Genomic DNA, 25,011 nt, shown 5'->3' with positions numbered 1-25,011 from the left:
CACGAGATGAGCACTCCCTATCATGTTGCGGTCATCGGCCTGGGCGCCATGGGCATGGGCGCCGCCCGTTCCTGCCTGCGGGCCGGGCTCACCACCTATGGCATCGACCTCAGCGAACAGGCCCGCGGCCAGTTGCAGCAGGCCGGTGCCGCCGCCGTCATGGCCGATGCAAGGCCCCTGGCCGAGACGCTCGATGCCGTGCTGTTGCTGGTGGTCAACGCCACCCAGGTGCGCCGCATCCTGCTCGGCGAAGCGGGGCTGGCTCGCCACCTCAAACCGGGCACCGCCATCATGGTCTCTTCCACCATCGCCGCCGAAGAGGCGAGCGCCCTGGCTGCCGAGCTGGCGCTGATGGGGTTGCCGATGCTGGATGCGCCGGTTTCCGGTGGTGCCATCAAGGCCGATGCCGGCGAAATGACGGTGATGGCCGCAGGCGCCGACGCCGCCTTCGACAAGCTGGCCCCGGTGCTGGATGCGGTGGCCGGCAAGGTCTACCGGGTCGGCAGCGAGCCGGGCCAAGGCAGCACGGTGAAGATCATCCACCAGCTGCTGGCCGGGGTGCACATCGCGGTGGCCGCCGAAGCCATGGCCCTGGCCAGTCGGGCCGGCGTGTCCCTGGATCTCATGTATGACGTGGTGACCCATGCCGCCGGCAACTCCTGGATGTTTGAAAACCGCATGCCCCGTGTGCTGGCCGGTGACTACCAGGCCCGCTCCGCAGTGGACATCTTCGTCAAGGATCTCACCCTGGTGGCGGACACCGCCAAGGCGCTGCGCTTCCCGCTGCCGCTCGCGAGCACGGCGCTGAACATGTTCCTCGGTGCCAGCAACGCGGGCCACGGCCAGGAAGATGACAGCGCCGTCATCAAGATCTTCTCAGGCATCACCCTGCCGGGTCAGGAGGAGCAAGCATGAAACTCGGAGTCATCGCAGACGACTTCACCGGCGCCACCGACATCGCCGGTTTCCTGGTGGAGAACGGCCTCTCCACCATCCAGTTTGCCGGCATCCCGGCAGAGGCGGATCTGACCGGGGTCGACGCCGTGGTGATCAGCCTCAAGAGCCGCTCCTGCCCGGCCGATGAGGCAGTGCGCGACTCCCTGGCGGCCCTCGACTGGCTCAAGGCCCGCGGCTGCCCACGCATCTACCAGAAGTACTGCTCCACCTTCGACAGCACGGCGGCGGGTAATATCGGCCCCGTCACCGACGCCCTGCTGGCCGCGCTGGAGAGCAAGTTCACCCTGATCTGCCCGGCCCTGCCGGTAAACGGTCGCACCGTCTATCAGGGCAACCTCTTCGTCGGCGCCCAGCCGCTCGCCGAGTCCGGCATGCGCCATCACCCCATCACCCCCATGACCGACAGCAACCTGCTGCGGCTGATGGAGGGGCAGGCCCAGGGCCGTGCCGGTCTGGTGCCGTTCAATACCATCGCACAGGGTCCCGGCGCCATTGCCGACGCCTTTGAGCAGCTAACGCAAGCGGGTGTGCGCTACGCCGTGGTCGACACCCTGACCGAGCAGCACCTGCTGGACATCGCCACCGCCGCCCTCGACATGCCCCTGGTGACCGGCGGCTCCGGCCTCGCCATCGGCCTGGCCCGTCAGCTTGGCAGCGGCGATCTGCAGGGTGCCCGCGAAGCGGGCTGGCCCAGAGGCACCCGCGCCGCGGTGCTGTCGGGCTCCTGCTCCGAGATGACCAACCGTCAGGTGGCCCGCTATCGCCAGCACGCTCCTGCCCTGGCGCTGGATGTGGTGCGCTGCCTCGAAGAGGCCGACTACCCGGCCGAGCTGGCGCGCTGGGTACTGGACCAGCCCCGGACCCCGGCGCCGCTGGTCTACGCCACCACCAGCCCGGCAGAGCTGGCCCGCATTCAGGAAACCCACGGCCAGCAGGCGGCCAGCGACGCGGTGGAACACTGCTTTGCCCGCCTCGCCCAACTGCTGCAAGGCGCCGGGGTGGACCGCTTCATCATCGCCGGTGGCGAGACCTCGAGCCGGGTCACCCAGGCCCTCGGCGTCAAGGCGTTCCACATAGGCCCGCAGATCGCCCCCGGTGTGCCCTGGGTGCGGGCCATCGACGCCCCCCTGTCGCTGGCCCTCAAGTCCGGCAATTTCGGGAGCGACGACTTCTTCGACAAGGCTCAGGAGTACTTCCATGACTGAACAGGCACTGCGCGACACCATGGTGATGCTGGGGGCCTCCCTCTTCCAGCGCGGATATGCCACCGGGGGCGCCGGCAACCTCTCCGCCCTGCTGCCGGACGGCACCCTGATCGCCACCCCGACCGGCTCCTGCCTGGGACGGCTCAGCGCCGACAGGCTCTCTCACGTCAACCTGCAGGGGGAACACCTGGGAGGTGATCGCCCCTCCAAGGAGGTGGCCTTCCACCTCGCCATCTACCACAACAATCCGGACTGCCGGGCCGTGGTGCACCTGCACTGCACCCACCTGACCGCCCTCTCCTGTCTGGAGGGGCTGGATCCGGCCAACGTCATCCGCCCCTTCACCCCCTACTACGTGATGCGGGTCGGCCAGTTGCCGCTCATCCCCTACTACAAACCGGGGGATGCCCGCATCGCCGAGGAGCTGGGGCGCCGCGCTCCCGAAGGCAACGCCTTCCTGCTTGCCAACCACGGCCCCGTGGTGACGGGCAAGGATCTGGTGGATGCGGTCAACAACATGGAAGAGCTGGAGGAGACGGCGCGCCTGGCACTGATGCTCCATGGCCACTCCATCCGCTACCTGAGCGAACCCGAAATTGATGAATTGAGGAGGATGAAACCATGAGCAAGTTTGCCGCCAATCTCACCATGCTGTTTACCGAGGTGCCGTTCCTGGAGCGCTTCGCCGCCGCCCGCGACGCAGGCTTCGAGGCGGTGGAGTTCCTCTTCCCCTACGAGTGGCCGGCCGCAGAGCTGGGCCGCCGCTTGCGCGAGCAGGGGCTCTCCCAAGCCCTGTTCAACATGCCGCCGGGCAACTGGGCGGCAGGGGAGCGCGGCATGGCCGCCATCCCGGGGCGGGAAGCGGAGTTTCGCGGCCACCTGCCAAGCGTGCGTGACTATGCCCTGGCGCTCGGCTGCACCAAGGTACACGCCATGAGCGGCATCGTGGACCCTGCTCATAGCCTCTCGGCCCACCGCCAGACCCTGATCGACAACATCCGCTTCGCCGCCGACTTCCTGGCCGAAGACGGCATCAAGGTACTGCTCGAGCCACTCAACGATCGGGATGTACCCGGCTACTTCCTGGCCCACCAGCTCGACGCCCTGGCCCTGGTGCAGGAGATAGACAGACCCAACGTGGGGGTGCAGCTCGACCTCTATCACGCCCAGATCATGGACGGGGATCTCACCCGTCTCATCGGCAAGCTGGGCCCGGCCATCGGCCATGTCCAGATAGCCTCGGTGCCGGATCGCCACGAGCCTGACGAGGGGGAGATCGCCTACCCCCACCTGTTCAAGGTGCTGGCGCAGACGGGCTACCACGACTGGATTGGCTGCGAGTACAACCCCAGAGCCGGCACCCGGGAAGGGCTGGCCTGGCTGACACAACAATAACGACCCTGAACATGAACGAGTCTGAGGATAACAAGATGCAGATCATCATCACCGGCGGCGGTGGCTTCCTGGGCCAGAAACTGGCCCGGGCCCTGCTGCAAGGCCCCCACCCCTTCACCGAGCTGCTGCTGGTGGACATCCAGCAGCCGCAATCCCCCCTACCGGACCCCAGGGTTCGCTGTCTGCGGGCCGACCTCACCGAACCCGGTGTCGCCGAGTCCCTCATCAGCGAGCGGACCGCCGTGGTCTACCACCTGGCCGCCATCGTCAGCAGCCACGCGGAGCAGGACTTCGATCTGGGCTGGCAGGTCAACCTGGACACCACCCGCACCCTGCTGGAGGCGTGCCGCCATGCCCGGCCGGGCATCCGCTTCGTCTTCACCAGCTCCCTCGCCGTCTATGGCGGCCCGCTGCCGGAGCTGGTGAATGACGGTACCGCCCTGACCCCCACCTCCTCCTACGGCGCCCAGAAGGCCATGGGGGAACTGCTGGTCAACGACTACAGCCGCAAGGGCTATGTAGATGGCCTGGTGCTGCGCCTACCCACCATCTGCGTGCGGCCGGGCAAGCCGAACCGCGCCGCCTCCTCCTTTGTCAGCAGCATCATCCGCGAGCCGCTGCAAGGGGAGAGCGCCATCTGCCCGGTGAGCCCGGATCTGCGCCTCTGGCTCTCCAGCCCCGCCAACGTGGTCGCGAACTTCCTGCTGGCGGCCAGACTTCCCGCCACCGGTGACGCCCGCAGCATCAACCTGCCCGGCATCAGCGTGACCGTCGGCGAAATGCTGGAGGCCCTCGCACGGGCCGGTGGCCAGGCGGCCCGGGATCGGGTGCAGTTTGCCGCCGATCCGGCCATCGAGCGCATCGTGGCGAGCTGGCCGGGACGCATCGACAACCAGCGGGCCTACGCCCTCGGCTTCGCGGCAGACAGGACGTTTGCCGACATCATCGACAGTTTCATCACCCATGACATGCAGGAGGCATCATGAGCGACATCCCAACCCCCATCATCGGTCTCATCATCGCGGTCTTCGTGCTGGTGTTCCTGGTCATCCGCACCCGGGTGCACGCCCTGATCGCCATGCTGGCGGCGGCCTGCATCGCCGGGATCACCGGCGGCATGAGCATCGACAAGACCCTCACCGTGATCACCCAGGGCTTTGGCTCCACCCTCGGCAGCATCGGCATCGTCATTGGCCTCGGGGTCATGATGGGTCGCCTGCTTGAGGTCTCCGGCGCCGCCGAACAGATCGCCTACAGCTTCATCAAGTGGCTCGGCAAGCGCCGCGAGGAGTGGGCCCTGGCCATCACGGGCTACATCGTCAGCATCCCCATCTTCGTGGACTCCGCCTTCGTCATCCTCTATCCGGTGGCCAAGGCGCTGGCAAAAAGCGGCAAGCGCTCCCTGCTCACCCTGGGGGTGGCGCTCGCGGGCGGCCTGGTGGTAACCCACCATACCGTGCCGCCGACCCCGGGCCCACTGGGGGTTGCCGGCCTGTTTGGCGTGGACATCGGCGCCATGCTGCTGACCGGCATGGCCCTGGCCATCCCCTGCGTGCTCGGCATCGTCTTCTACGCCCAGTGGCTCGACAAGAAGTACCCCGAGTTCGGTGCCCAGGCCGCCCAGACCCCGGACGAGCTGCAAGCCACCTATGAGCAGTACCTCAAGGAGAAGGAGGGCAAGACCCTGCCGAGCCTGACCCTGTCGCTGCTGCCGATCCTGGTGCCCATCGTGCTCATCTTCGTCAAGGCCATCTTCACCACTCTGGCCACCCTGGAGGGCATGGACGGCCTGATGGCGAACCCCCTGGTGCAGGGCATCAACTTCATCGGCACCCCCATCATCGCGCTGGCCATCAGCGTGCTGCTGGCGGTCTACACTCTGGTGCCGCACATGGACAGGCACGCCACCGCCGCCCGCCTGGAAGAGGGGCTGCAGTCGGCCGGCATCATCCTGCTGGTGACCGGTGCCGGTGGAGCGCTGGGGGCCGTGCTGCGCGACAGTGGCGCAGGCCAGCAACTGGCCGAGCAGATCGCCCAATTGCCCATCTCCCCCATCCTGATCCCCTTCATCGTGGCGACCCTGGTGCGCCTCATCCAGGGGTCCGGCACCGTGGCCATGGTGACGGCGGCCTCCATCTCCGCCCCCATCCTGGCGCAGATCCCCGGGGTCAACATGCTGCTGGCCGCCCAGGCCGCCACCATGGGGTCGCTCTTCTTCGGCTACTTCAACGACAGCCTGTTCTGGGTGGTCAACCGCATGATGGGCATCTCCGACGTCAAGCAGCAGATGATCGTCTGGTCCATCCCGACCACCATCGCCTGGGCCATTGGCGGCACCGGCGTCGCCCTGCTGAACCTGCTGTTCGGCTCCGGCGGCACCTGGTTCGACCCCGTGCTGCCGCTGCTGGTGCTGGCCCTCATCGTCTGGTACGTCAAGGGGCAGTCCCTGGCTCCGGCGGCAGGGGCCGTCCCGAGCCGGGAGTCATAACCCGCACCGTCACGGCAACGCTGTGTGACGAGGGCCAGTCTGCTAGACTGGCCCTCTTTTTCGTTCATTCATCTTGCAAAGGAGTGTTGGATGCCTGCGTCTTCCTGGTGGGACAAGTCCACCGGTTTTGCCCTGCTCACCATCTTGTTGTGGGCCTCTCTCGCCGCGCTCACCTCCCGGATCACCAGCGTCTCGCCGCTGGTGCTGGTGGGGCTGGTGCTGCTGTTCTGCGGGGCGGGCACTCTGCCATTCTGGCGCCAGTGGCGCGCCAGCCCCCTCACCTGGCTGGTGACCATCACCGCCCTGCTGCTCTATCACCTGCTGCTGTTCACAAGCTTTCGCCACGCCCCCGTGCTGGAGGCAAACCTCATCAACTACCTGTGGCCGCTGTGCATCATCCTGTTCACCCCCTTGCTGCTGCCGGGTCATCCCCTGAGCCTGCACCATCTGCTGGCCGGGGCCCTGGGTCTCGCGGGATCGGTGCTGGTGATGGTCGATGGTCACCTGCAGTTGCAACAGGCCCATCTGCCCGGCTACCTGCTGGCCCTCGGCGCCGCCATCGTCTGGGGCGCCTATTCCGTGCTCTCCCGCCGCCTGCCTCCCGCTCCCGCCGTGGTCACGGCCGCCGCCTGCCTGCCCGCAGGGCTCCTGGCCCTGCTGCTGGCATGGATGCTGGAAGGCCCCTTGCCATTCGCCCGGATCCCCCTGGGGGACTGGCTGCTCATCGCCGGGCTCGCCCTCGGCCCCATGGGGGCGGCCTTCGTCACCTGGTATCTGGCGCTGCGGGACGGGGATCCGCGCCGCATCGGCGCGCTCGCCTACCTCACTCCCTTGCTTAGCACCCTGCTGCTGGTCTGGCTCAACGGCGAGGCGCTCACCCCGCGCCATCTGCTGGCGGGGGGGCTCATCATGGGCGGCGCCCTGCTCGGCCTGCTGGTGAAGAGCCCAAGTCAACGGGAGCTGGCACAGCCGCTGTCATAAAAACGCCATCAGACCTGATTAAGCTCGCGCCCATTGCGTGATTCAAGCAGGAATCTGATGTGAAAATTGCCCATTTTGCCTCCCTCTCTTCCCTCGTCTTGCTGCTGGTGGCCGGTGTCCAGGCCACCGCGCTCTATCATGGCTGGCAACAATTCAACCACTCGGCCCAGGCCCAGCGTCTGCAGGAGCGCCTGCAACAGCAACTGAGCGGTCCGTTGCAGGGGGCGCTTCGCGACTATCTCGGCAGCGGGGATCCCCTGCTGCTGGCCCAGGCACAGGGAGTGCGCCAGCAGGCGCTGGCGCTGTTGTCCCGCCTGGAGGATCCCCAGACCCAGCCGCTAAACGCCCGGCTTGAGCAGATGAAAACCCGCATTGACGGCGACTATCTGGCGGCGGGCAAGCTCTCCGGCAACAGCCAGTGGTTGCTGCAAAATGCCGAGAACGAGTTGACCACCCAGGCCAAAGCCTTGCTCCGTTACGGCCAGCAGGGAGCAGCCGCCGGGCGGGATCCGGTCCTGGCCGAGCAGTATCGCCAGGGGGCGGCCGACATCCTGACCGCCCTCCCCTCCCTCGCCCACCAGCGCCAGAACTACATGGAGCAGGCGAGTGCCAAGCGTCTCGAAGGGCTGCAATTCGAGCTGGCTGCCCTGCAAAAGCAGGCCGACGCCCTGGCCGCCCTGCCGAGCCTGGCACTTTTCGAGGAGGCACCGGCCGACGAATTCACCCTGGGAGAGCCAATACGCAAGGAGCTCGGGGATCAACCCAAAGCCGAGTTGACCTCCCTGCTCAAGCGCTATCCCCAGGAGCTGGAAAACAGCCGCAAGGCGCTGCAACAGCAGCAGGCCGCTCGTCAGATGGTGCAGCAGGACATCACCCAGCTGCTGCAAGCGGGGGAGCAATTGGGCGAACAACTCGCCGCCGCCCGTCAGACCATGAACCGGGAGCTGGCCACCGTGCTCGGCGTGCTGGCGCTCTGCCTGGTCGTGGTGGCCCTGCTGTTCGCCCTGGTGCAGCGTCGCTGGCTGGTCAGGCCCCTGCTGCAACTGCGGGCAGCCTTCCTGCAGCTCGACGCCACGGGTCAGGCCCAGCTGCTGACCCCGGGGCGCGAGCGCAACGAGCTGGCGGACATCGTCGCGAGCTACAACCGCCTGATACAGCGCCTGCAACAGGATCAGCAGCAGAAAGAGGGCCAGCTATCGGCGGTGTCGCAAAGTCTGCAAGGGATGGTCAACCAGGTGCAGGAGATCCATCACAGCACCCGCACCACGGAGCAGGCGGTGGACGAGAGCGACACCATGATGCAGGAGCTCAACCAGCTCGCCAGCGAGGTGCACCAGGTCGCCGCCGAAATCGCCCAGCACGCCCAGCACAATGAACACTCCATGAGCCAGAGCGAGCGGCTGGTCGGGGGCATGCTGACGGCTACCGCCCAGACCGGGCTCGCCATCGACGAGAGCAGCGGCGCCCTGGCCCAGCTGACCCGCTCGGTGGAGGACGTGACCGCCATCGTCGACGTCATCGGCCATATCTCCCAGCAGACCAACCTGCTGGCCCTCAACGCCGCCATCGAGGCGGCCAGGGCCGGGGAGCAGGGACGCGGCTTCGCGGTGGTAGCCGACGAGGTGCGCCACCTCTCCGCCGACACCCAGCGCTCCCTCGGCCAGATCACCGAGATCCTTGCCAGCCTCACCCAGGCGGGGGATCAGCTCGCCACCGTGCTGGCCCGCATCACCGCAGAGGCCGCCGAGCAGCGCCAGCAGGCGGAGCAACTGCGCCAGACCACCCTGACGGTGCGGGAGATGGCGCGCAGCACCGCCGTCATCGCCCTGCAGGGCGCCGACAATGCCAAGAGCCAGGAGCACAGGCTGGCGAGCTTCGCCGCCCTCATTGGTCGCATCAGCCAGCACGCACGCCAGGGCAGCCGCCTCTCGGTGCAGGTCTCGGAGCACATACACCACCAGGCCCAGCAGATCCCCCGGATCCTGAGCCAGGCCTGATAACCCCCGGGTCTGGTTCGCACCAGACCCGGGGCGCGTTCCCTGTCTACCTGCCCGCAGTACGGCCTTGCCGCAACCCTTCTCCTGATACTCCCGTCATGTCCTCACGGCCAATGACGGATTGCCTCATCCATTCAGTCACAGGCTCCCTCACCTCTTTCACATCCCTGGTCCCCCTGTCTGTCGGGCGACGGCTCACGCTCATGACAGTGGGCATCCCGCCGGGCCCATCTTTTTTTGTGATACAAAATTATATGTTGCCACCGGGTTAACAAAGAAAGTTCTGCCTTGACGGCAAGATCTGCGCAGGAGAACGGTGAAATCACCATGAAAGCGCTGTCATTGCCGACATGAGTGGCCTGGGAGTGCCCACACCAAGAATCATGATTATTTGCACTCGGTCATATTTTTGAAACTTGCCGGGAACTTTACATTGATATTTCGCACCGCGAACGTACTCTTGGTGATGTCAGATCGCCAAGGATCGACAGCCAAAAAATAACGACTGTAACGATGCAGATAGCCCCGACCGATGCGCCAAGGCATCAGGCACAAGGGCACGACAGAGAACCATTTTTTTTGCCCTTCGGGGTGTTGATTGCAATGCCAATACCGAGCGGCGGGTGCCTACCCGGCTGCCGGATAAAAAAGCTAAGTCCATAAAATCAGGAGCAATAACAAATGGAAAAAGTGATCTTCAAGCGCGCCGCGTTGAGTGCTGCCGTGGTCGCGACACTGGTCGCACCTGGCATGGCGTTCGCCGCTCAAGACATGATGAGCCCGGAATACGGCAAGTCCTACAGCGCCTTCATCGACGAAGGCAAGCTCACCGGTGGCCTGTTCTACTTCCAGCGTGAGCGTGATCGCGTCCAGGCCGGTCCGGGTCAGGATGGCAAATACCACTCCAACCTGAGCCATGCCACCACCCAGGCAGCCCTGAACTTCAACTCCGGCTATGCATGGGGTGTGGTCGGCGTCGACGTGGGCGGCTTCGGTGCCTACGACCTGGCCGTTGACGAAAGCAATGGCGTCAACGAAGAGAACGAGTTCTCCTTCTGGGGCGACAAGTGGGGTTCAGGTGGTGACGGCGTTCCCGAGAACGGCTTCAGCCTCTCCAACGCCGCCCTGAAATTCAAGTTCGGTGACGCCGTCACCGCCAAGGGTGGTTACACCCAGCTCTACGTACCCGGCATCCTCGGCGTCAACTGGTCCTATCAACCCGGTACCTACCGTGGTGGCCAGATCGAAGGCACCTTCGGCGGCCTCTACCTGACCTACGCCATCGCCGACGAGTACAAGGCTCCCTGGTTCAAGAACACCACCGGCTTCTCCAAGAGCAGCCCCTATGCCAGCGATCCCTTCACCGATGCGAACAAGATCGACTACATCCACGGTCTGGCCGCTCGCTACACCTTCGAGAACGGCACTGCCGTCACAGCCGGCTTCGGTCAGTCCGAAGGCTACATGGACAGCTACCACTTCAAGCTGGCCCACAAGTTCGACGTACTGGGTGGCCTGAACACCAGCTACCAGTTCTACGGTTCCGACACCGAGAACAGCGACTATGACGGCCTGGCCTGGCAACAAGCCCTGACCGCCAGCTGGGCAGCCGGCCCCTATGGCTTCCGTCTGGAAGGCCTGTGGACCAAGGCTGAAGGGGATCTGGGCAACTACCTGCCCCGTCTGACCCGCGGCTACGGCAACTCCCAGGGCGCGAACGAAATCTGGTGGGATTCCCGCTCCGACTGGAACCACAACGACGAGAAGGCCCTGTTCTTCGGCGTGACTCGTTCCCTGGATGATCTGGTGGGTGCACCGGGCTGGGGCGTGGGTGTCTCCGGTGCCTACGGCTGGGATGCCAACAACGGCGACAAGTCCTTGGAAGGCGGCAAAGAGTGGGCAGCCAACTTCGACGTCATGTACACAGTGCAGGACGGCAAGCTGAAGGGCACCCTGTTCAAGCTGCACTACACCGACTACAACAACGAACAGGACGACAAGGGCAGCTGGTACTACCCGAACATGTTCAGCTCCGAGCATGACGTCAAGTTCCACATCATCATGCCGTTCACCATCATGTAATCAGGCATCTGACGTGACCGAAAACCGGGCCTCTGGCCCGGTTTTGTTTTTGGTGGCACCACGCTACCATGCCAACTTCGGGCCACCTGCCGGCCGTCAATCAGGACCATGCTCATGCCCCATCCCTTCGTGCTCGTCACCGGCTGCTCCAGCGGCATCGGCCTCGCCGCCGCAAGAACGCTCGGCGCCCGGGGCTTCACCGTCATCGCTTCCGCCCGCAAGGGCGAGGATGTGGCCCTGCTGCAGCAGCAGGGTCTGTTGGCGGTGCAACTGGATCTGGCGGACAGCGCCAGCATAGAGCGAGGGGCGGCAGAGGCGCTGGCGCTGGCAGAAGGGCGCCTCTACGGCCTCTTCAACAACGGCGCCTACGGCCAGCCCGGTGCGCTGGAAGATCTGCCCACCGAGGCGCTGCGCAAGCAGTTCGAGACCAACCTCTTTGGCTGGCATCACCTCATTCGCCAGGTATTGCCCCCATGCTGGCGGCAGGCGAGGGGCGCATCGTGCAGAACAGCTCGGTGCTTGGCCTGGTGGCCATGAAGTATCGTGGCGCCTACAACGCCAGCAAGTTCGCGCTGGAAGGCTATACCGACACCCTGCGCCTGGAACTCGCGGGCAGCGGCGTGCACATCAGCCTGATCGAACCCGGCCCCATCGACACCCGGTTTCGCGCCAATGCCCGGGAGGCCTTCCTGCGCCACATAGACCCCGCCGCCAGCCGCCATCAGGACGCCTATGCCCAGACGCTGGCCAGGCTGGAGCGTGAAGGGGGTGCCCGGGGCTTTACCCTGCCTAGCGAGGCCTGCATCCCGCCGTTACTGCATGCGCTCACGAGCAAGCGCCCCAGGCACCGCTACCCGGTCACCTTCCCGACCAAATTGTTTACCGTGCTGCGCCGCCTGCTGCCAAGCCGCTGGCTGGACAAGCTGCTGATCAAATCCGCCTGATAAAGGGGCCCTCGGCGGGCCTCCTCTTGACATGCACCTGTCTTAGCAACGATGCCAACTCAATAGTGCTGGCCGTTGCTGTAGTAGTGACTCTTGACGATGGGCAGCACCTGCACCACCACATAGGTCTGCTCCCCCAGCACCCCTTTCAGGTGGCGGGTGATGAGGGCGGCGGCGGCATCCTGCATCTCCTGCGGTCGCTCGAACCAGACCAGCTCCACGAAGGGGAAACCGGCTTCGGGGTGGCCATCTCGTACCCACTGGCTCGGCACGCACTCCAGGGTGACGAACTCCGGCTTGCCACCGGTCAGGGCGCAGAGATCCGTCATCAGGGGGGCGCTTATCCGCTGCAGGGTGTCGACAGAAACTGCCCGAAAACGAAGGTGGGGCATGGGAAACCTCTTGGCTGTGACAAATGAGGACTTATCATAGAGCACTCATCCCGCTCACATAAGGTGCCTCATGAGATTCCATCCCACGCTGCTCTCCTTCCTGCTCTGCCTGCTGCTGCCGCTCCATGCCATGGCCGATCCGGCCTTCTACCGCATCAACAAGGGCAACGAACAGCACTGGCTGCTGGGGTCCATCCATGCGGGCAAACCCTCTCTCTATCCCCTGCCGGACCCGGTGGAGCGCGCCTGGCAGCAGAGCCGCGCCCTGGTGATGGAGGTGGACATGACCCACATCAGCCAGGAGCAGTGGCAGGAGATGGGCGCCATCACCCGGCTCGTCGACGGCAAGACCCTCAAGGATCACCTGCCCATCGACCTCTACCGTCGCACCCTCATCGCCGCGGGCCAGAACGGTCTGAACGAGAGCATGCTGGCCCCGCTGCGTCCCTGGTTTGCGGCCATTACCCTGACCCAGGCGGCCCTGGAGCGCACCGGCTATCGCGGTGAATACGGTGTCGACCAGCACTTCGCCAAGCGGGCGAACGACGGCGGCAAGCCCATCGTCGGGCTGGAGACCCTGCTGGAGCAACTCGGCTATCTCGCGAGCGTCGGCGACAACCAGACCCTGATGCTGGAGAGCACCCTGGACGAGCTGCCCGACATCCAGCAGGGGTTCGACGCCGTGATGACCGCCTGGCAGAACGGGAACGAGGCCACCCTCATCAATCTGCTCAGGGAGGAGATGGCGCCGCCCAAGCTGCAAGCCTGGCTGGAACAGACCCTGCTGGCGGAGCGCAACCGCAACTGGGTCAAGAAGTGGCCCAGCCTGCCGAACGAGAGCTTTATCGTGGTAGGGGCTCTGCATCTTTACGGCGAGCACGGGCTGCTCGCCCTGCTGGAGCAGCAGGGCTGGCGCATCACGCCCCTCACCGAACCGACCCAGGAGAAGGCAAAATAGCGTCCAGTCCGGCGACCTGACGCGCCGGATGCGCGTCGGCTCACAGAATTCGCTGCCGATTAAATAACCAGAGAGGGAGTTGATCGAGATCATCCCCTCCCTCCTGAAGAGGTATCTATCATGCCTGTCACCGCCCAGTGACAGGAGTGAACGAGATGGAATTCTGGATGAACCTGATGTTCGGCAACAGCGTGGGGCTGATGTCCATGCTGGTGATTTTCGGCACCTTCCTGCTCATCAGCGCCTATGCGGTCTATTTCATCTACAAGGTGATGCACGCAGAGCCGCCCAAAGAGGGGCAATAACCAGGCTCGCTCAGACCGCCCTCCCCGGCAGGGCCGGGGCCCGCGAGCGTTGCCATTCTAAGGCCCACCAAGGCCCGCTATACTGGCTCCCTCATTTTCATGCGGGGAGCCTGCCGTGTCTCATAACGACGAACTCTCACTGTTCCTGCAGGAAGTGGCCGACGTGCGGCCCCTTCGCAGCGACCATATCGCCCCCGTTGCGGGCAACAGCCAGCCCACCGAGGCGCAACTCGCGCGCCGGGAAGCCGCCACCGCCGAACAACTCACCCTGGATCACCTCGGCACGGAAGCAGTCGAGATGCTGGACCCCCATGCCATCGTCGGCTTCAAGCGTGACGGCGTGCAGGAGGGGGTCTACAAGAAGCTGCGCCTTGGCAAATACGAGCTGCAAGGCTCCCTCGACCTGCACCACAAGACGCTCAACGAGGCCCGTATCGCCCTGGTGCAGTTCATTGCCGAATGCGAAGTGCGGGATATCCGCTGCCTGCTGATCCTGCACGGCAAGGGGGAGCGCAGCACCCCGCGTGCCCTGCTCAAGAGCCATGTCAGCGCCTGGCTGCCACAGTTGCCTTCGGTGATGGCCATGCACAGCGCCGAGCGCCGCCACGGCGGCAGCGGTGCGCTCTACGTATTGCTGCGCAAGAGCGAGCGCAAGAAGGCGGAAAACCGCGAACGGCACCAGAAGCGCCTCGGCTGACTGCCTGAGGGTGGCACCAGGGTGGATGGCAGTGCTAGCATCGGGCGGCCCCGATCATGCCAGGTACGGGGTGCATACCATCAGGGACGATAACAAGGACAATCCCATGTCATACCAGAAACTCGAACAACATCAGCAACAACTGCACCGCCTCTCCCACCTCTCCGCCATCTGCGGCTGGGATCAGGCCGCCATGATGCCGGAGGGAGGCAACGAGGCCCGCGCCGAGGCGATGGCGGAGCTTGGCGTGCTGATCCACGGCAAGCGCACCGCCCCCGAGCTTGGGGAGTGGATAGCCCAGGCAGAGAGCGAACCGCTGGACGAGCACCAGCGTGCGAACCTGCGGGAGATCAAGCGCCAGTGGCAGGATGCAAGCCTGCTGCCGGGGGCGCTGGTGGAGGCGCTGTCGCTCGCCGGCAGCAAATGCGAGCACGCCTGGCGTCGCCAGCGCAAGGAGAACGACTGGGCAGGTTTTGCCCCAAACCTCGAGGAGGTGGTGCGCCTGTCGCGGGAGGTGGCGACCTTGCGCGCCGACGCGCTCGGGGTGCGCCCCTATGACGCCATGCTGGCGCTGTACGAGCCCGGCATGACGAGCGCGAGGCTGGATCAGATCTTCGGCGATCTGACGAGCTGGCTGCCCGGCCTCATCCAGACCGTGAGCGAGCGGCAGAAGAGCGACGTGCTCCTGACGCCGCAAGGCCCCTTCCCGATCCCAACGCAGCAGGCGCTCGGTCAGGAGGTGATGGGGCTGCTCGGCTTTGATTTCGCCCACGGCCGGCTCGACGTGAGCAGCCACCCGTTCTGCGGCGGCGTGCCGACGGACGTGCGCATCACCACGCGCTACAACGAGCAGGAGTTCGTCTCCAGCCTGATGGGCATCGTCCACGAGACGGGTCACGCGCGTTACGAGCAGGGCCTGCCGCGCGCACTGCTCGGCCAGCCGGTGGCCGAGGCGCGTTCCATGGGCATTCACGAGAGCCAGAGCCTGTTCTGCGAGATGCAACTCGGCCATCACCCCGCGTTCCTTGCACAGATTGCACCGCGCATCCGCGCACACTTCGGCGAACAGGCCGCGCTCGCCCCCGCGAACCTCGAGAAGCTGTACAACAGGGTCGAGCCCGGCTTTATCCGCGTCGATGCGGACGAGGTCACCTACCCGGCCCACGTCATCCTGCGCTACGAGCTGGAGCGGGACCTGATGGAAGGGCGCATCGAGGTCGCGGACATCCCCGAGCTGTGGGACGCGAAGATGCAACAGTGGCTCGGCTTGTCCACGAAGGGCAATTACCAGAATGGCTGCATGCAGGACATCCACTGGACGGACGGCTCGTTTGGCTACTTCCCGAGCTACACGCTCGGCGCCATGTACGCGGCGCAACTGCGCTTTGCACTCGAGCGTGAGCTCGGCGACATGGGCACGCTCGTAGAGTCCGGCCGCCTGCCGGAGATCTTTGGCTGGCTCGGTCGCCATATCTGGTCCCAGGGCAGCCTGCACGGCACGGACGAGCTCATTCGCCGCGCGACCGGTGAGGCGCTCAATCCCCAATGGCTGCGCAAACACCTCGAACAGCGCTATCTGAAATAAGCGAGGTTGAACCCCCTCCCAGCCTCCCCCTTCACAAGGGGGAGGAGCTAACCCCGCCCCCGTTCACAGAGGGGAGCTGTTTGTCCCCTCCCCTTACGAAGGGGAGGGTTAGGGTGGGGTCCTGCCCCCCTAACCTTACAAAGGGAGGACTGGGATTCCTCGGATCGCACTATTTTTGCTATCCCTGTCCGTTTTTGGCTAGTCACCCCTCTCGCCCCCGCTTAGTCTCTGGGACATGCCCACAGCAACCCGAGCCATGCCATGACCACAGAACCCCCGCATTCATCCCAACGAGACGAGATCATCCCGGGTCTCACCCGGGAGCAGTGCCACGCCGCACGCCTCGCGCGAGACGCGCGTTTCGATGGTCGCTTCTTCACCGGGGTGCTCTCCACCGGTATCTATTGCCGCCCCGTGTGTCCGGCGCGGGCACCGCACGAGCACAATGTGCGCTATTTTCGCTTCGCGGCGGCGGCGGAGCAGCACGGGCTGCGCCCCTGTCTGCGCTGTCGCCCCGAGCTCGCACCGGCCCAGAGCGGCGATCTGCCACCGCTCGTCGCCCAGGTGCTGGCGCGCATCGAGCGCGGCGAGCTGGCGGAGCACAGCCTGGGCTCCCTTGCAACGCAGGCCGGGATCACGGAGCGCACCCTGAGGCGTCAGTTCGAGCAACACCTCGGCGCCTCGCCGAAACAGGTGGAGCAGACGCGCCGCCTGCTGCTCGCGAAACGGCTGTTGACGGAGACGCGCCTGCCCATCACGGACGTGGCGTTTGCCGCAGGCTTTGCGAGCATTCGCCGCTTCAACGACGCCTGGCTGCAGGCGTATGGGATGACACCGGGCGCCCTGCGCAAGCAGGAAGGGGGGACTGGCGAGGCGGCGCCGCAATCGAGCCTGCAACTGCACCTGCTGTATCGCCCGCCGTTCGACGTCCAGGCCATGCTCGCGTTCTACCGGTTGCGCGCCATTCCGGGGCTGGAGCGGGTGGATGAGCACGGTTACGAACGCCGTCACCGGGTCGGCGAGCAGGAGGGGCTCATCCGCATCGAGCCCGTCGAGGGGGAGAGGCTCAGACTCACGGTGCGGGATCTGCCGCCGGGTGCGCTGCCGGACATCCTGTACCGCGTGCGCCGCATGTGGGATCTCGACGCCGACATGAGCCGCATCGGCGAACACCTGGGGCAGGATCCGCTGCTCGCCGGTATCCAGGGACGATGGCCCGGGGTGCGGCTGCCGGGGGGGTGGGATGAGTACGAGGTGATGCTGCGCGCCATCGTCGGCCAGCAGGTGTCGGTCAAGGGTGCCATCACCATCATGGGGCGCCTGGTGGCGCGCACCCTGGCGCAGTTCGGCACCGCGCAGCTGCCCACCCCGACCCAGCTGTGCGAGCTGGATCTCGACGGCATCGGCATGCCGGGCAGCCGCATCCGCACCCTGCAAGGGCTGGCCTCGGCGCTCGCAAGCGGCGCACTCACCCTCGCCACGGCAAGCGACGAGCAACTGCTCGCGCTGCCGGGCATAGGTCCCTGGACGGTCGCTTACTGGCGGCTGCGCTGCGGGCTCGACACGGACGCCTTCCCCGCCTCGGATCTCGTGCTGCAAAAGGCGCTGGGGGGCGGTGACAAGCTGCCGGTGAAAGAGGTGACAGCGCGCAGCGCCCCCTGGCAACCGTGGCGCGCCTATGCCGCGAGCTGGCTGTGGCACGCCATGAGTGAACAACCAGAGCTGCTCACCCGGCCAACACAGACACAAGACGAGGAGAAGAGCCCATGATCCGCTATGACATGATGCCCACCGACCAGGGCGAACTGCTGGTCGCCATCGACGAGCGCGGTCTGGTCCATGTGGACTTCCTGGCCGGACTGCGGCCGCTCCCCGACATGCAGGACTGGCAGCAGGACGGCGAGGCGCTCGCCCCCTTCCTCGCCGAGTTTCGGGACTACTTCGCGGGCCGGTTGCAGCGCTTCACCCTGCCGCTCGCCCCCAGGGGCACGGCGTTTCAGCAAGCGGTGTGGCAGGCGCTGTGCGACATCCCCTACGGGGAGACCCGCAGCTACGGCGACATCGCCCGCACCATCGGCAAGCCAAACGCGGTGCGGGCGGTGGGTGCCGCGAACGGCCGCAATCCGCTCTCCATCATCATCCCCTGCCACCGGGTGATCGGCCAGAATGGCAGCCTCACCGGCTATGCGGGAGGCCTGCCCATCAAGCAGGCGCTGCTGACGCTGGAGAGGGCCTCTCGTTGATCCGGCGCCACCCGGCCAGGGCTCACTGCCGCTGCGCCAGCCAGCCGTGAAACCCCAACGCCTGAAAGAAGCGGTGCGCCGCCGCGAAACCGGCCCCTTGCAAGAGGCGCCGGGTCTGTCCCTCGTCCAGGGAGGTGAAATCCTCCCCGAGGCGGCGCACCATCTGCTCGCAGGCAGGAAGCGGCAAACCGGCGAGGGCGGCTTGCAACCCCATCGCCTTGCGCTCAAGCGGGTCCGTGGGCGCCATCAGATCCGCCAGCAGCAGGGGAGCGCCAGGATTGAGCTGGCGATAAATATCACCCAATAGCGCGGCTTTGGCATCTTGCGCCAGAAAATGCAGCACCAGCAGACAGAGTGCACCATCGCAAGGCTTATCCACCACAGGCAATGCGCCCAGGTGCCAACACACCCTCTCCCCCATGCCCGCCTGCTCGGCCCGCATCCTGGCCTGGGCCAGCATGTCCGCCGAGATATCCTGGGCCACAAAGGTCCAGCGGGGGCAGAGACGGCCAAGCAGCAGCAACTCGCTGCCCGTGCCCACCCCCACCAGCAGCCCCCGGGCCTGCTGACCCAGCGCGGCCATCAGCCGGGAGGCACAAAGCTGGTGCAGCAGCTCGTAGCCTGGCACCAGCAGGGGGATGCGGCTGTCATAGGCCTTCGCCCCTTCTCCTTCAAATCGCTCCGTCATCTTTTGCTCCTTTGGTGTGAGCCCCCTTGATAGGGGCTGCCGCCGGGAGAAGGTCAAGAGCCACCGGGGCGAGCCAGTTGCCAGCCCAGCCCTTCCGATGAAGGGAGGGCCCTAGCCCCCCTTGCCCAGCACCGCTTTCAGAGCCGGATTGAAGACGCGCTGGAGGGAGGCGGGATTGTTCACCAGCTTGGCCGCCGGGCGGCGCGGGCGCCTGACCAGCTCGCCGCCACAGTTGGGACAGATCAGGTGCAGATACTGATCGTTGCACTCGGCGCAGAAGGTGCACTCGAAGGAGCAGATGTAGGCCGTCGCCGTGTCGGCGGGCAGATCCCGGTCACAGCACTCGCAGTTGGGTCTGAGTTCAAGCATGGCAAGATCCTGATGCACAAGGGGAAGCGGGAAAGAGGGAGGCTCAGTCGACGATAAAGAGGCGAGCGCCCAGTTCGGTATAGGAGCGATGGGGTTCGGCGTTGTCCGCCACCTGGTAGCTCATGCCCGGCGTCAGGGTGAAGACGCGGCCATCCTGCAACTCGGTGTGCAGCTCCCCGAACTGCCGGGTGTGCCAGAGGGCGACGCCGCGCTCTCCCTTGTGTTCGGTCGGCGGGACCTCGGCCCAGTTCGTGGTGCAAAACGGCAGTGCATGGATGTTCATGACGGATCCTTTGTCAGAAGAAGACTGGGGGAAGGCGGCTCGCCACGGGATATCCGTGACTAGGCCGCGCCCCATACTGCCATCAAATCCGCTCCAGCCCCATGCCCACACGGGCAATCATCCCCTCTTCAGGCTGCCCATCACCTGCATCTCGCAGCGATGGCAGTCAAAGCGCAGGCGGAAACTCTCCTTGCCCATCTTGAGCTCCAGGGGCTCGGCCTTGAGACCGGGCACCTCCTTGGGGCAGAGCTGCTGGCTGTAGCGGATGCAGTGCTTCGTTGTCATCAGCACCACTTCTCGCTCCTCCTTGTTCGCCTCATACGCGGGGGCGATGCTCCCCACCCCGTGTTCGCGAAAGAACTGCTCCGCCGCGCTGTTCAGCACGTTGCCGAGGTAGGAGAGCCGATGCTGGGGATAAACGGCGCCTCGCAGGGGAATGCGCCGCTCGGGTCGCCGGTAGGCTGCCAGACGGGCCGCCTCCAAGGCGGCAATGCCGTCCCGGCGCAAGCCGTTAAGCTGTGAAGCCGCAATAAATAGCGGGCGAGTGAATGCCAACTCAATCTGGCGAGCCACAAACAGGGTGTTGCCGAGTTTGCCGAGCTGATCCCTGGCCTGTTGCAGCGCCCGTTCCGGGTTGTCGGCCGGCTGCTGGTCGCAGGGGAGCGTGACGGCGGCGCCAATGCCCTGCTCGTCCACAAGTTCGAGCCGCAATCCCTCGTCGCACTCCGATAGCCGCATATCGACCCGGATGCGGCGATCCGCGCTCCCCTTTTCGAGCTGCTTGCTGAAGGCCTGATCGTGGTTACGAAAGATCTCGGTGCCCACCTTGAGACCGGGCATGGGTTCCGACAGGAGTAACCGCTTGCTCTGTGCCTTCTCCTCCACTTTATTGAGGCGCATCCCCACCAGCTCCCCCCCCGGCTTGAAGAAGCCGAGGCCATCGCCGTTGTTGAGGGCAACGGCCTGGCCGTCGATCTCGATGCCATCGCGGGTCACTCTGGTGACGCGCCCGAGCGGCTCCCCGACGTATTTCGGGCTGCGCGGCGAGTCGATGCCTGGCTGTCGGCCATGGAGGAAGTAGTCGGTGCTGCCCCGGTTGAAACTCTTCTTGGGATCCGGCGTAAAGGTGTAGCTGCAACGACCGGCGGAAGCGGCCACCAGATCGGGGCGGCGCTCCAGAATGGTGTCCAGCTTCTGGCGATACCAGGCAGTGACGTTCTTGACGTAGTCGAGCCCCTTGAGGCGCCCTTCAATCTTGAAGGAGCGGATCCCTGCGGCGATCAGCGCCTCCAGATTGTCGGTCTGATCCATGTCTTTCAAGGAGAGCAGGTGGCTGTTTTCCACCAGCACCTCCCCCGCCGGCGTTTGTAGGGAACAGGGCAGCCGACAGAGCTGGGCGCACTCGCCGCGGTTCGCGCTGCGCCCGGTGCGGGCGTGGCTGATGTTGCACTGGCCGCTGTAGGAGACGCACAGGGCGCCGTGGATGAAGAACTCCAGCTGCACGCTCGTGGCGGCGCTTATCTCGCGGATCTGCGCAAGGGAGAGCTCGCGGGCCAGCACCACCTGGGAGAAGCCCACGTCCTGCAGAAACTTCACCTTTTCCGGGGTGCGGTTGTCGGTCTGGGTGCTGGCGTGCAGCGCGATGGGGGGCAAATCGAGCGCCAGCAGCCCCATGTCCTGCACGATCAGCGCATCGGCGCCTGCCTGGTAGATCTGGTGGGTCAGGCGCCGGGCCTGCTCCAGCTCGTGGTCGTGCAGCAGGGTATTGAAGGCGACGAAGACCTGGGCGCCGAAGCGGTGAGCATGGCGGGCCAGCGCCTCAATGTCCTCGAGGCTGTTGCCCGCTGCGCTGCGGGCACCGAAGGCGGGGCCGCCCATGTAGACGGCATCGGCGCCGTGGTTGATGGCCTCGATGCCATAGGCGAGGTTCTTGGCCGGGGCCAGCAACTCCAGGCGGTTGTGATGGTTCTGATCGCGCATAACGTCCGGTTCGAAGGGTTGCAAATGGCCGCCACTCTAGCCAGACTCCCCGCTCCCCGCCTTGATCCCGCTTAAGATCACCGCAGAATGCAGGATTGCCCCGGTACAAGGACGTCTGGCGGCCCCCTTATCCCCCGGCCCTGAGAGTGTGCCGACTACGCAGGCACCCGACGCGGAGCTAGATCACGACCTTGAGGGCCAGCCCCAGCAGCACCAGGCCGCTCACCTTGTCGATCACGGTGGATTTGGCCTTGAGCCAGGCGAGTACGGGCCCGCGAGAGAGCACCAGGGCCACCAGCACATACCAGAGCGCATCGATGCCGCCTGCGGTCAGCATCATGATGCCCCCCTCACGCCAGCCGGTGTCGGCATGCACGAACTGGCTGAACAGGGCGATAAAGAAGATGGCGAGCTGGGGGTTCAAGAAGGCCACCATAAAGCCCTCGAACGCCCCTTGACGTCCCCGTGGCGGGTGCCCCTCCTCCTTGCCTGCCTCCCCCCCTGCGGGCCTGGCCAGCAACGCCTTGATCCCGAGCCAGGCGAGGAACGCCGCGCCGCCGTAGCGGATGAGATCGAACAGCAGCGGGGTCTGGGTGATCAGGATGGCGAGGCCGAGGGCCGTGATCAGCGCATAGATGCCGACTCCCAGGCCGTGTCCCAGCGCCGTGGCAACCCCGTGGCCCTGCCCTCCCTGCACCGTATTGCGGATGATCAGTGCCAGGCTCGGCCCCGGGCTGATGGCCCCCATCACGCAAATGGCGGCCAGCGCCAGCCAACTCGTCAGCTCCATACCTTCTCTTCCTTCGTGTCGATTGTTGTCACCCGGGATCAGGGTAGGGGGTGGCTCGCTATGCCAGAAGTGAAAGTTATGAATAGAGTCCATAGCCAGTGGCTATAGAGTGGCACAACCCGCTGCCATCAGCGGCTCGCCTGCGACCCTCCTGTCAACTGCTTGCGACTCTCCCCCAGGGTGAATTGCAGGTGATCCCGCAGGAAGGGATAGGCCAGCTCGCGAAACCAGCGGTGAGCCGGATCCAGGTGGTGGCGCTGGTGCCACAGCAGATGATACTGCTGGACCCGGGTGGCGAAGGGGAGATCGCAAAAACTCAGGGCATGTTCCCGGGAGAGCTGCCAGGCGATATGGGCCGGGGTGGTCATCAGACAGTCTGTGCGCAGCAACACCTCCACCGCGGCCTGGAAGAAGGGCACCCGGGCAAACCAGCGGCGGGAGAGCCCGCGAGGGGCCAGCACCTGCTCCACCGGGCTGTCCTTGTCCCCGCCCCCGCTCACCTGCAGGTGGGGCCATGCAAGGTAATCCTCCAGGCTGAGCGCCATGCCAGAGAGCGGGTGATGGCGCCCCATCAGCACCACCAGCCTGTCCTCCCCCTGATGCAGGCCGCGGATCTGGTCCGGCACCAGCTCCGTGATGGTGGAGACCATGTCCAGCTCCGATTGCCAGAGCTGGGGCAACTGGCGCTTGTCCCACAGGCTGTACTCCAGTGCCGCCCGGGGGGCGGTCCTCGCCAGGGCCGCACAGATGTCCGGCAGGATGTGCTGGGCCACGTAGTCGGAGGAGGCGAGCCGAAACACCCGCTCGCAGCGCTCGGGGGCAAATTCCGGCGCCTCGTAGAGCCGCTCCAGGGCACCGAGGGAATCGGCAAGCTGGGCCGCCAGGGCCTCGGCCCGCGGGGTCAGCAGCCAGCGCTGCCCTTCCCGCACCAGCAGCTCGTCGCCAAACTCGCTGCGAAGCTGGCCGAGCTGCTTGCTGATGGAGGGCTGGCTCAGGTTCAGCAGCTCCGCCGCCCGGCTGATGTTGCGGGTCTCCAGCAGCACCTTGAGGGTGGGCAAGAGATTGAGATTCGCTTTGTGCACAGGAGTCACCTCGGGAAGGGGTCGCCGGGATCGGGCCTTCATCTTACGGCAAGGAGAAGCGGAAATTTAAGCAAAATCACGGTCTTGCTCCCGCCACTCCCCTTACACTAGGGGGACCGCAGGATGACAGCGAACGCCCCGTGCGGCATAATTTCGCCACTTTCCGCCCCAGAGCGGCCATCACGACAAGCGACGACAAGATGACATACGCCACTATCACCGGGTGGGGAAAATGCCTGCCCCCCGCCTCGCTGACCAACGATGACCTCGGCACCATCATGGATACCTCGGACGAGTGGATCTACCCGCGCACCGGCATCAAGGCCCGCCGTGTCTCCCATGTCAGCACCCAGGCGCTCGCCACCCTGGCCGCCCGTCGCGCCCTGGCGTGCGCAGGTCTGGACGCCGCCGCCCTCGATGGCATCATCCTCGCGACCGCCACACCGGGCACGCTGGTCCCCAATGGTGCCTCCGCCGTGCAGCAGGCCCTCGGCGCCCACAAGGCAGCGGTGTTCGACCTCAACGCCGCCTGCACCGGCTTCGTCTATGCCCTCTCGGTCGCCACCTCCCTGGTGCAGACCGGCATGATGCAAAGGGTGCTGGTGATCGGTGCCGAGCGATTGACCCAGTTGCTGGACTGGGCCAAGCGCGACACCGCCGTGCTGTTCGGGGATGGCGCCGGCGCCGTCATCATCGAGGCGAGCGAGCAGGAGAGCGGCCTGATTGCCAGCAAGCTCGGCTGTGACAGCGAAGCGCGGGAGATACTGCACGTGCCGAACTTCGGGACGGATCGGGTGCGTTTCGCCGACATTGACGGCCTCTTCACCTTCAACTTCGAGGGGCAGGAGATCTTCAAGCGCGCCGTGCGCGGCATGGGCGAAGCCACCGGCACCGTACTGGCCCAGGCCGGCATCGCCCCCGAGCAGGTCGACCTCATCGTGCCGCACCAGGCGAACGTGCGCATCATCGAGACCCTGGCCAAGCGGATGAACGCCCCCATGGAGAAGGTGATGGTCAACATAGAGCAGTACGGCAACACCTCCGCCGCCACCGTGCCCATCGCCCTGTGCGAGGCGCTGGAGCAGGGTCGGGTCAAGCCGAACAGCTACCTGCTGACCGCCGCCTTCGGGGCCGGGCTGACCTGGGGCGCCGCCCTCATCAAATGGGGAGATCGCGTCACCCCGATCGCGAATTGCGACGAGGTGCTGCCCCCCTGCGAGCAGAGCGCCCTCGAACTCATCGCCCATGCGGTGCAGGGTTGCCAGCAGGCCCGCCCCGCCGACGCCTGAGCGAGCGCCCGCTCCCCATGATCCGCCAGGAGCCCCGGGGCTCCTGGCTGCCAGCCCCCCCTACGCCCCCTCGCCGTTTCGGCAGCGACATAAAAGTCATTGAAAAGTGTGAATTTTGAGCGAAACATATCAAAAAATGACCACTTGACACTTTTTTGTCGTCAGAATGCGGCCAAGGGGTTCACAACCTTGCCGGATCTGGTAGTATGCGGCCTCGCACTTGGGGAGGGGTTCCCGAGCGGCCAAAGGGATCAGACTGTAAATCTGACGGCTCTGCCTTCGAAGGTTCGAATCCTTCTCC

At 65.6% G+C, this 25,011-nt stretch carries 23 protein-coding genes and 1 pseudogene; 17 read left to right on the top strand and 7 right to left on the bottom strand.

From position 1 onward, the window contains the following. The first annotated feature begins 6 nt into the window (after window positions 1–6). The 10 genes and pseudogenes from ltnD to PG879_RS06065 all read left to right on the top strand — a co-directional run bounded on the left by ltnD (window position 7) and on the right by PG879_RS06065 (window position 12,049). Complete coding sequence (gene ltnD / locus PG879_RS06110) at window positions 7–915, top strand: L-threonate dehydrogenase (RefSeq protein WP_128313712.1); 909 nt, start codon at window positions 7–9, stop codon at window positions 913–915. Then, window positions 912–2,162, top strand: a complete 1,251-nt coding sequence (otnK, locus tag PG879_RS06105; RefSeq protein ID WP_210601708.1) for a 3-oxo-tetronate kinase — start codon at window positions 912–914, stop codon at window positions 2,160–2,162. The genes ltnD and otnK overlap by 4 nt, the downstream gene beginning before the upstream one ends. Next, window positions 2,155–2,787, top strand: a complete 633-nt coding sequence (otnC, locus tag PG879_RS06100; protein WP_041214644.1) for a 3-oxo-tetronate 4-phosphate decarboxylase — start codon at window positions 2,155–2,157, stop codon at window positions 2,785–2,787. The genes otnK and otnC overlap by 8 nt, the downstream gene beginning before the upstream one ends. Beyond that, the gene (gene otnI, locus PG879_RS06095) at window positions 2,784–3,557 is read left to right on the top strand and encodes a 2-oxo-tetronate isomerase (RefSeq protein WP_210601709.1); all 774 of its coding nucleotides are present in this window, start codon (window positions 2,784–2,786) and stop codon (window positions 3,555–3,557) included. Before otnC ends, otnI begins: the two co-directional genes overlap by 4 nt. A 35-nt stretch (window positions 3,558–3,592) precedes the next feature. Then, on the top strand, window positions 3,593–4,543 hold the full coding sequence (gene denD / locus PG879_RS06090) for a D-erythronate dehydrogenase (protein ID WP_210601719.1): 951 nt from the start codon (window positions 3,593–3,595) through the stop codon (window positions 4,541–4,543). Then, window positions 4,540–6,045, top strand: coding sequence for a GntP family permease (locus tag PG879_RS06085; protein WP_010673294.1), 1,506 nt, complete (start codon window positions 4,540–4,542; stop codon window positions 6,043–6,045). The genes denD and PG879_RS06085 overlap by 4 nt, the downstream gene beginning before the upstream one ends. A 90-nt stretch (window positions 6,046–6,135) precedes the next feature. Beyond that, window positions 6,136–7,026: a DMT family transporter gene (locus PG879_RS06080; RefSeq protein ID WP_103859117.1), complete on the top strand. Its 891-nt coding sequence runs from the start codon at window positions 6,136–6,138 to the stop codon at window positions 7,024–7,026. A gap of 59 nt (window positions 7,027–7,085) precedes the next feature. Further along, a complete protein-coding gene (locus PG879_RS06075; RefSeq protein WP_128313715.1) occupies window positions 7,086–9,023 on the top strand; it encodes a methyl-accepting chemotaxis protein in 1,938 nt (645 codons plus the stop codon). Window positions 9,024–9,704: 681 nt separating this feature from the next. Further along, on the top strand, window positions 9,705–11,105 hold the full coding sequence (locus PG879_RS06070) for an OprD family outer membrane porin (RefSeq protein ID WP_210601710.1): 1,401 nt from the start codon (window positions 9,705–9,707) through the stop codon (window positions 11,103–11,105). Between the two features lie 114 nt (window positions 11,106–11,219). Then, window positions 11,220–12,049, top strand: a pseudogene (locus tag PG879_RS06065) (SDR family oxidoreductase). A 59-nt stretch (window positions 12,050–12,108) separates the two neighbouring features. Here PG879_RS06065 and PG879_RS06060 read toward each other — a convergent pair. Further along, complete coding sequence (locus PG879_RS06060; protein ID WP_210600441.1) at window positions 12,109–12,441, bottom strand: DUF1904 family protein; 333 nt, start codon at window positions 12,439–12,441, stop codon at window positions 12,109–12,111. A gap of 70 nt (window positions 12,442–12,511) precedes the next feature. On the opposite strand from PG879_RS06060, the gene PG879_RS06055 reads away from it, so the two are divergent. The 6 genes from PG879_RS06055 (at window position 12,512) to PG879_RS06030 (ending at window position 18,229) form a co-directional block, all read left to right on the top strand. Further along, window positions 12,512–13,399 (top strand): TraB/GumN family protein, encoded by an 888-nt coding sequence (locus PG879_RS06055; RefSeq protein ID WP_210600439.1) that lies wholly within the window; start codon window positions 12,512–12,514, stop codon window positions 13,397–13,399. A gap of 155 nt (window positions 13,400–13,554) precedes the next feature. Beyond that, on the top strand, window positions 13,555–13,704 hold the full coding sequence (locus tag PG879_RS06050; RefSeq protein ID WP_010673287.1) for a DUF3149 domain-containing protein: 150 nt from the start codon (window positions 13,555–13,557) through the stop codon (window positions 13,702–13,704). A 115-nt stretch (window positions 13,705–13,819) separates the two neighbouring features. Beyond that, window positions 13,820–14,401, top strand: a complete 582-nt coding sequence (gene smrA, locus PG879_RS06045; RefSeq protein ID WP_010673286.1) for a DNA endonuclease SmrA — start codon at window positions 13,820–13,822, stop codon at window positions 14,399–14,401. Window positions 14,402–14,507: 106 nt separating this feature from the next. After that, window positions 14,508–15,986 (top strand): carboxypeptidase M32, encoded by a 1,479-nt coding sequence (locus PG879_RS06040; RefSeq protein ID WP_270829916.1) that lies wholly within the window; start codon window positions 14,508–14,510, stop codon window positions 15,984–15,986. Between the two features lie 261 nt (window positions 15,987–16,247). Beyond that, the gene (locus PG879_RS06035) at window positions 16,248–17,756 is read left to right on the top strand and encodes a DNA-3-methyladenine glycosylase 2 (RefSeq protein WP_210600435.1); all 1,509 of its coding nucleotides are present in this window, start codon (window positions 16,248–16,250) and stop codon (window positions 17,754–17,756) included. Further along, a complete protein-coding gene (locus PG879_RS06030) occupies window positions 17,753–18,229 on the top strand; it encodes a methylated-DNA--[protein]-cysteine S-methyltransferase (protein ID WP_109112810.1) in 477 nt (158 codons plus the stop codon). Before PG879_RS06035 ends, PG879_RS06030 begins: the two co-directional genes overlap by 4 nt. A gap of 22 nt (window positions 18,230–18,251) precedes the next feature. Here PG879_RS06030 and PG879_RS06025 read toward each other — a convergent pair whose 3' ends face one another. The 6 genes from PG879_RS06025 to PG879_RS06000 form a co-directional block, all read right to left on the bottom strand. Further along, entirely contained in the window at window positions 18,252–18,917 is a 666-nt protein-coding gene (locus PG879_RS06025; RefSeq protein ID WP_210600434.1) for a class I SAM-dependent methyltransferase, read from the bottom strand. 111 nt (window positions 18,918–19,028) lie between these two features. Beyond that, a complete protein-coding gene (locus PG879_RS06020) occupies window positions 19,029–19,286 on the bottom strand; it encodes a DUF1272 domain-containing protein (RefSeq protein ID WP_210600433.1) in 258 nt (85 codons plus the stop codon). A gap of 43 nt (window positions 19,287–19,329) precedes the next feature. Further along, window positions 19,330–19,569: a hypothetical protein gene (locus tag PG879_RS06015; protein ID WP_210600431.1), complete on the bottom strand. Its 240-nt coding sequence runs from the start codon at window positions 19,567–19,569 to the stop codon at window positions 19,330–19,332. Between the two features lie 117 nt (window positions 19,570–19,686). Then, window positions 19,687–21,549: a peptidase U32 family protein gene (locus PG879_RS06010; protein WP_210600429.1), complete on the bottom strand. Its 1,863-nt coding sequence runs from the start codon at window positions 21,547–21,549 to the stop codon at window positions 19,687–19,689. Between the two features lie 178 nt (window positions 21,550–21,727). Further along, complete coding sequence (locus PG879_RS06005) at window positions 21,728–22,339, bottom strand: LysE family translocator (RefSeq protein WP_039041052.1); 612 nt, start codon at window positions 22,337–22,339, stop codon at window positions 21,728–21,730. 128 nt (window positions 22,340–22,467) lie between these two features. Then, the gene (locus PG879_RS06000; protein ID WP_210600428.1) at window positions 22,468–23,421 is read right to left on the bottom strand and encodes a LysR family transcriptional regulator; all 954 of its coding nucleotides are present in this window, start codon (window positions 23,419–23,421) and stop codon (window positions 22,468–22,470) included. 200 nt (window positions 23,422–23,621) lie between these two features. Here PG879_RS06000 and PG879_RS05995 point away from each other — a divergent pair, with 200 nt between their 5' ends. Continuing rightward, complete coding sequence (locus PG879_RS05995; RefSeq protein WP_210600426.1) at window positions 23,622–24,710, top strand: ketoacyl-ACP synthase III; 1,089 nt, start codon at window positions 23,622–23,624, stop codon at window positions 24,708–24,710. The last annotated feature ends 301 nt before the right edge of the window (window positions 24,711–25,011 follow it).

This window comes from Aeromonas sp. QDB63 (genome assembly GCF_027707425.1).
Classification (GTDB): domain Bacteria; phylum Pseudomonadota; class Gammaproteobacteria; order Enterobacterales; family Aeromonadaceae; genus Aeromonas; species Aeromonas caviae.
The sequence above is the reverse complement of the archived record's forward strand: the minus strand, read 5'-3'. Positions and strand labels throughout refer to the sequence as shown.

What these genes read in the sequence shown, in the direction of transcription:
- ltnD (WP_128313712.1), top strand. Translation starts at nt 7, where the DNA reads ATGAGCACTCCCTATCATGTTGCGGTCATCGGCCTGGGCGCCATGGGC.
- otnK (WP_210601708.1), top strand. Translation starts at nt 912, where the DNA reads ATGAAACTCGGAGTCATCGCAGACGACTTCACCGGCGCCACCGACATC.
- otnC (WP_041214644.1), top strand. Translation starts at nt 2,155, where the DNA reads ATGACTGAACAGGCACTGCGCGACACCATGGTGATGCTGGGGGCCTCC.
- otnI (WP_210601709.1), top strand. Translation starts at nt 2,784, where the DNA reads ATGAGCAAGTTTGCCGCCAATCTCACCATGCTGTTTACCGAGGTGCCG.
- denD (WP_210601719.1), top strand. Translation starts at nt 3,593, where the DNA reads ATGCAGATCATCATCACCGGCGGCGGTGGCTTCCTGGGCCAGAAACTG.
- PG879_RS06085 (WP_010673294.1), top strand. Translation starts at nt 4,540, where the DNA reads ATGAGCGACATCCCAACCCCCATCATCGGTCTCATCATCGCGGTCTTC.
- PG879_RS06080 (WP_103859117.1), top strand. Translation starts at nt 6,136, where the DNA reads ATGCCTGCGTCTTCCTGGTGGGACAAGTCCACCGGTTTTGCCCTGCTC.
- PG879_RS06070 (WP_210601710.1), top strand. Translation starts at nt 9,705, where the DNA reads ATGGAAAAAGTGATCTTCAAGCGCGCCGCGTTGAGTGCTGCCGTGGTC.
- PG879_RS06060 (WP_210600441.1), bottom strand. Translation starts at nt 12,441, where the DNA reads ATGCCCCACCTTCGTTTTCGGGCAGTTTCTGTCGACACCCTGCAGCGG.
- PG879_RS06055 (WP_210600439.1), top strand. Translation starts at nt 12,512, where the DNA reads ATGAGATTCCATCCCACGCTGCTCTCCTTCCTGCTCTGCCTGCTGCTG.
- PG879_RS06050 (WP_010673287.1), top strand. Translation starts at nt 13,555, where the DNA reads ATGGAATTCTGGATGAACCTGATGTTCGGCAACAGCGTGGGGCTGATG.
- PG879_RS06040 (WP_270829916.1), top strand. Translation starts at nt 14,508, where the DNA reads ATGTCATACCAGAAACTCGAACAACATCAGCAACAACTGCACCGCCTC.
- PG879_RS06035 (WP_210600435.1), top strand. Translation starts at nt 16,248, where the DNA reads ATGACCACAGAACCCCCGCATTCATCCCAACGAGACGAGATCATCCCG.
- PG879_RS06030 (WP_109112810.1), top strand. Translation starts at nt 17,753, where the DNA reads ATGATCCGCTATGACATGATGCCCACCGACCAGGGCGAACTGCTGGTC.
- PG879_RS06025 (WP_210600434.1), bottom strand. Translation starts at nt 18,917, where the DNA reads ATGACGGAGCGATTTGAAGGAGAAGGGGCGAAGGCCTATGACAGCCGC.
- PG879_RS06020 (WP_210600433.1), bottom strand. Translation starts at nt 19,286, where the DNA reads ATGCTTGAACTCAGACCCAACTGCGAGTGCTGTGACCGGGATCTGCCC.
- PG879_RS06015 (WP_210600431.1), bottom strand. Translation starts at nt 19,569, where the DNA reads ATGAACATCCATGCACTGCCGTTTTGCACCACGAACTGGGCCGAGGTC.
- PG879_RS06010 (WP_210600429.1), bottom strand. Translation starts at nt 21,549, where the DNA reads ATGCGCGATCAGAACCATCACAACCGCCTGGAGTTGCTGGCCCCGGCC.
- PG879_RS06005 (WP_039041052.1), bottom strand. Translation starts at nt 22,339, where the DNA reads ATGGAGCTGACGAGTTGGCTGGCGCTGGCCGCCATTTGCGTGATGGGG.
- PG879_RS05995 (WP_210600426.1), top strand. Translation starts at nt 23,622, where the DNA reads ATGACATACGCCACTATCACCGGGTGGGGAAAATGCCTGCCCCCCGCC.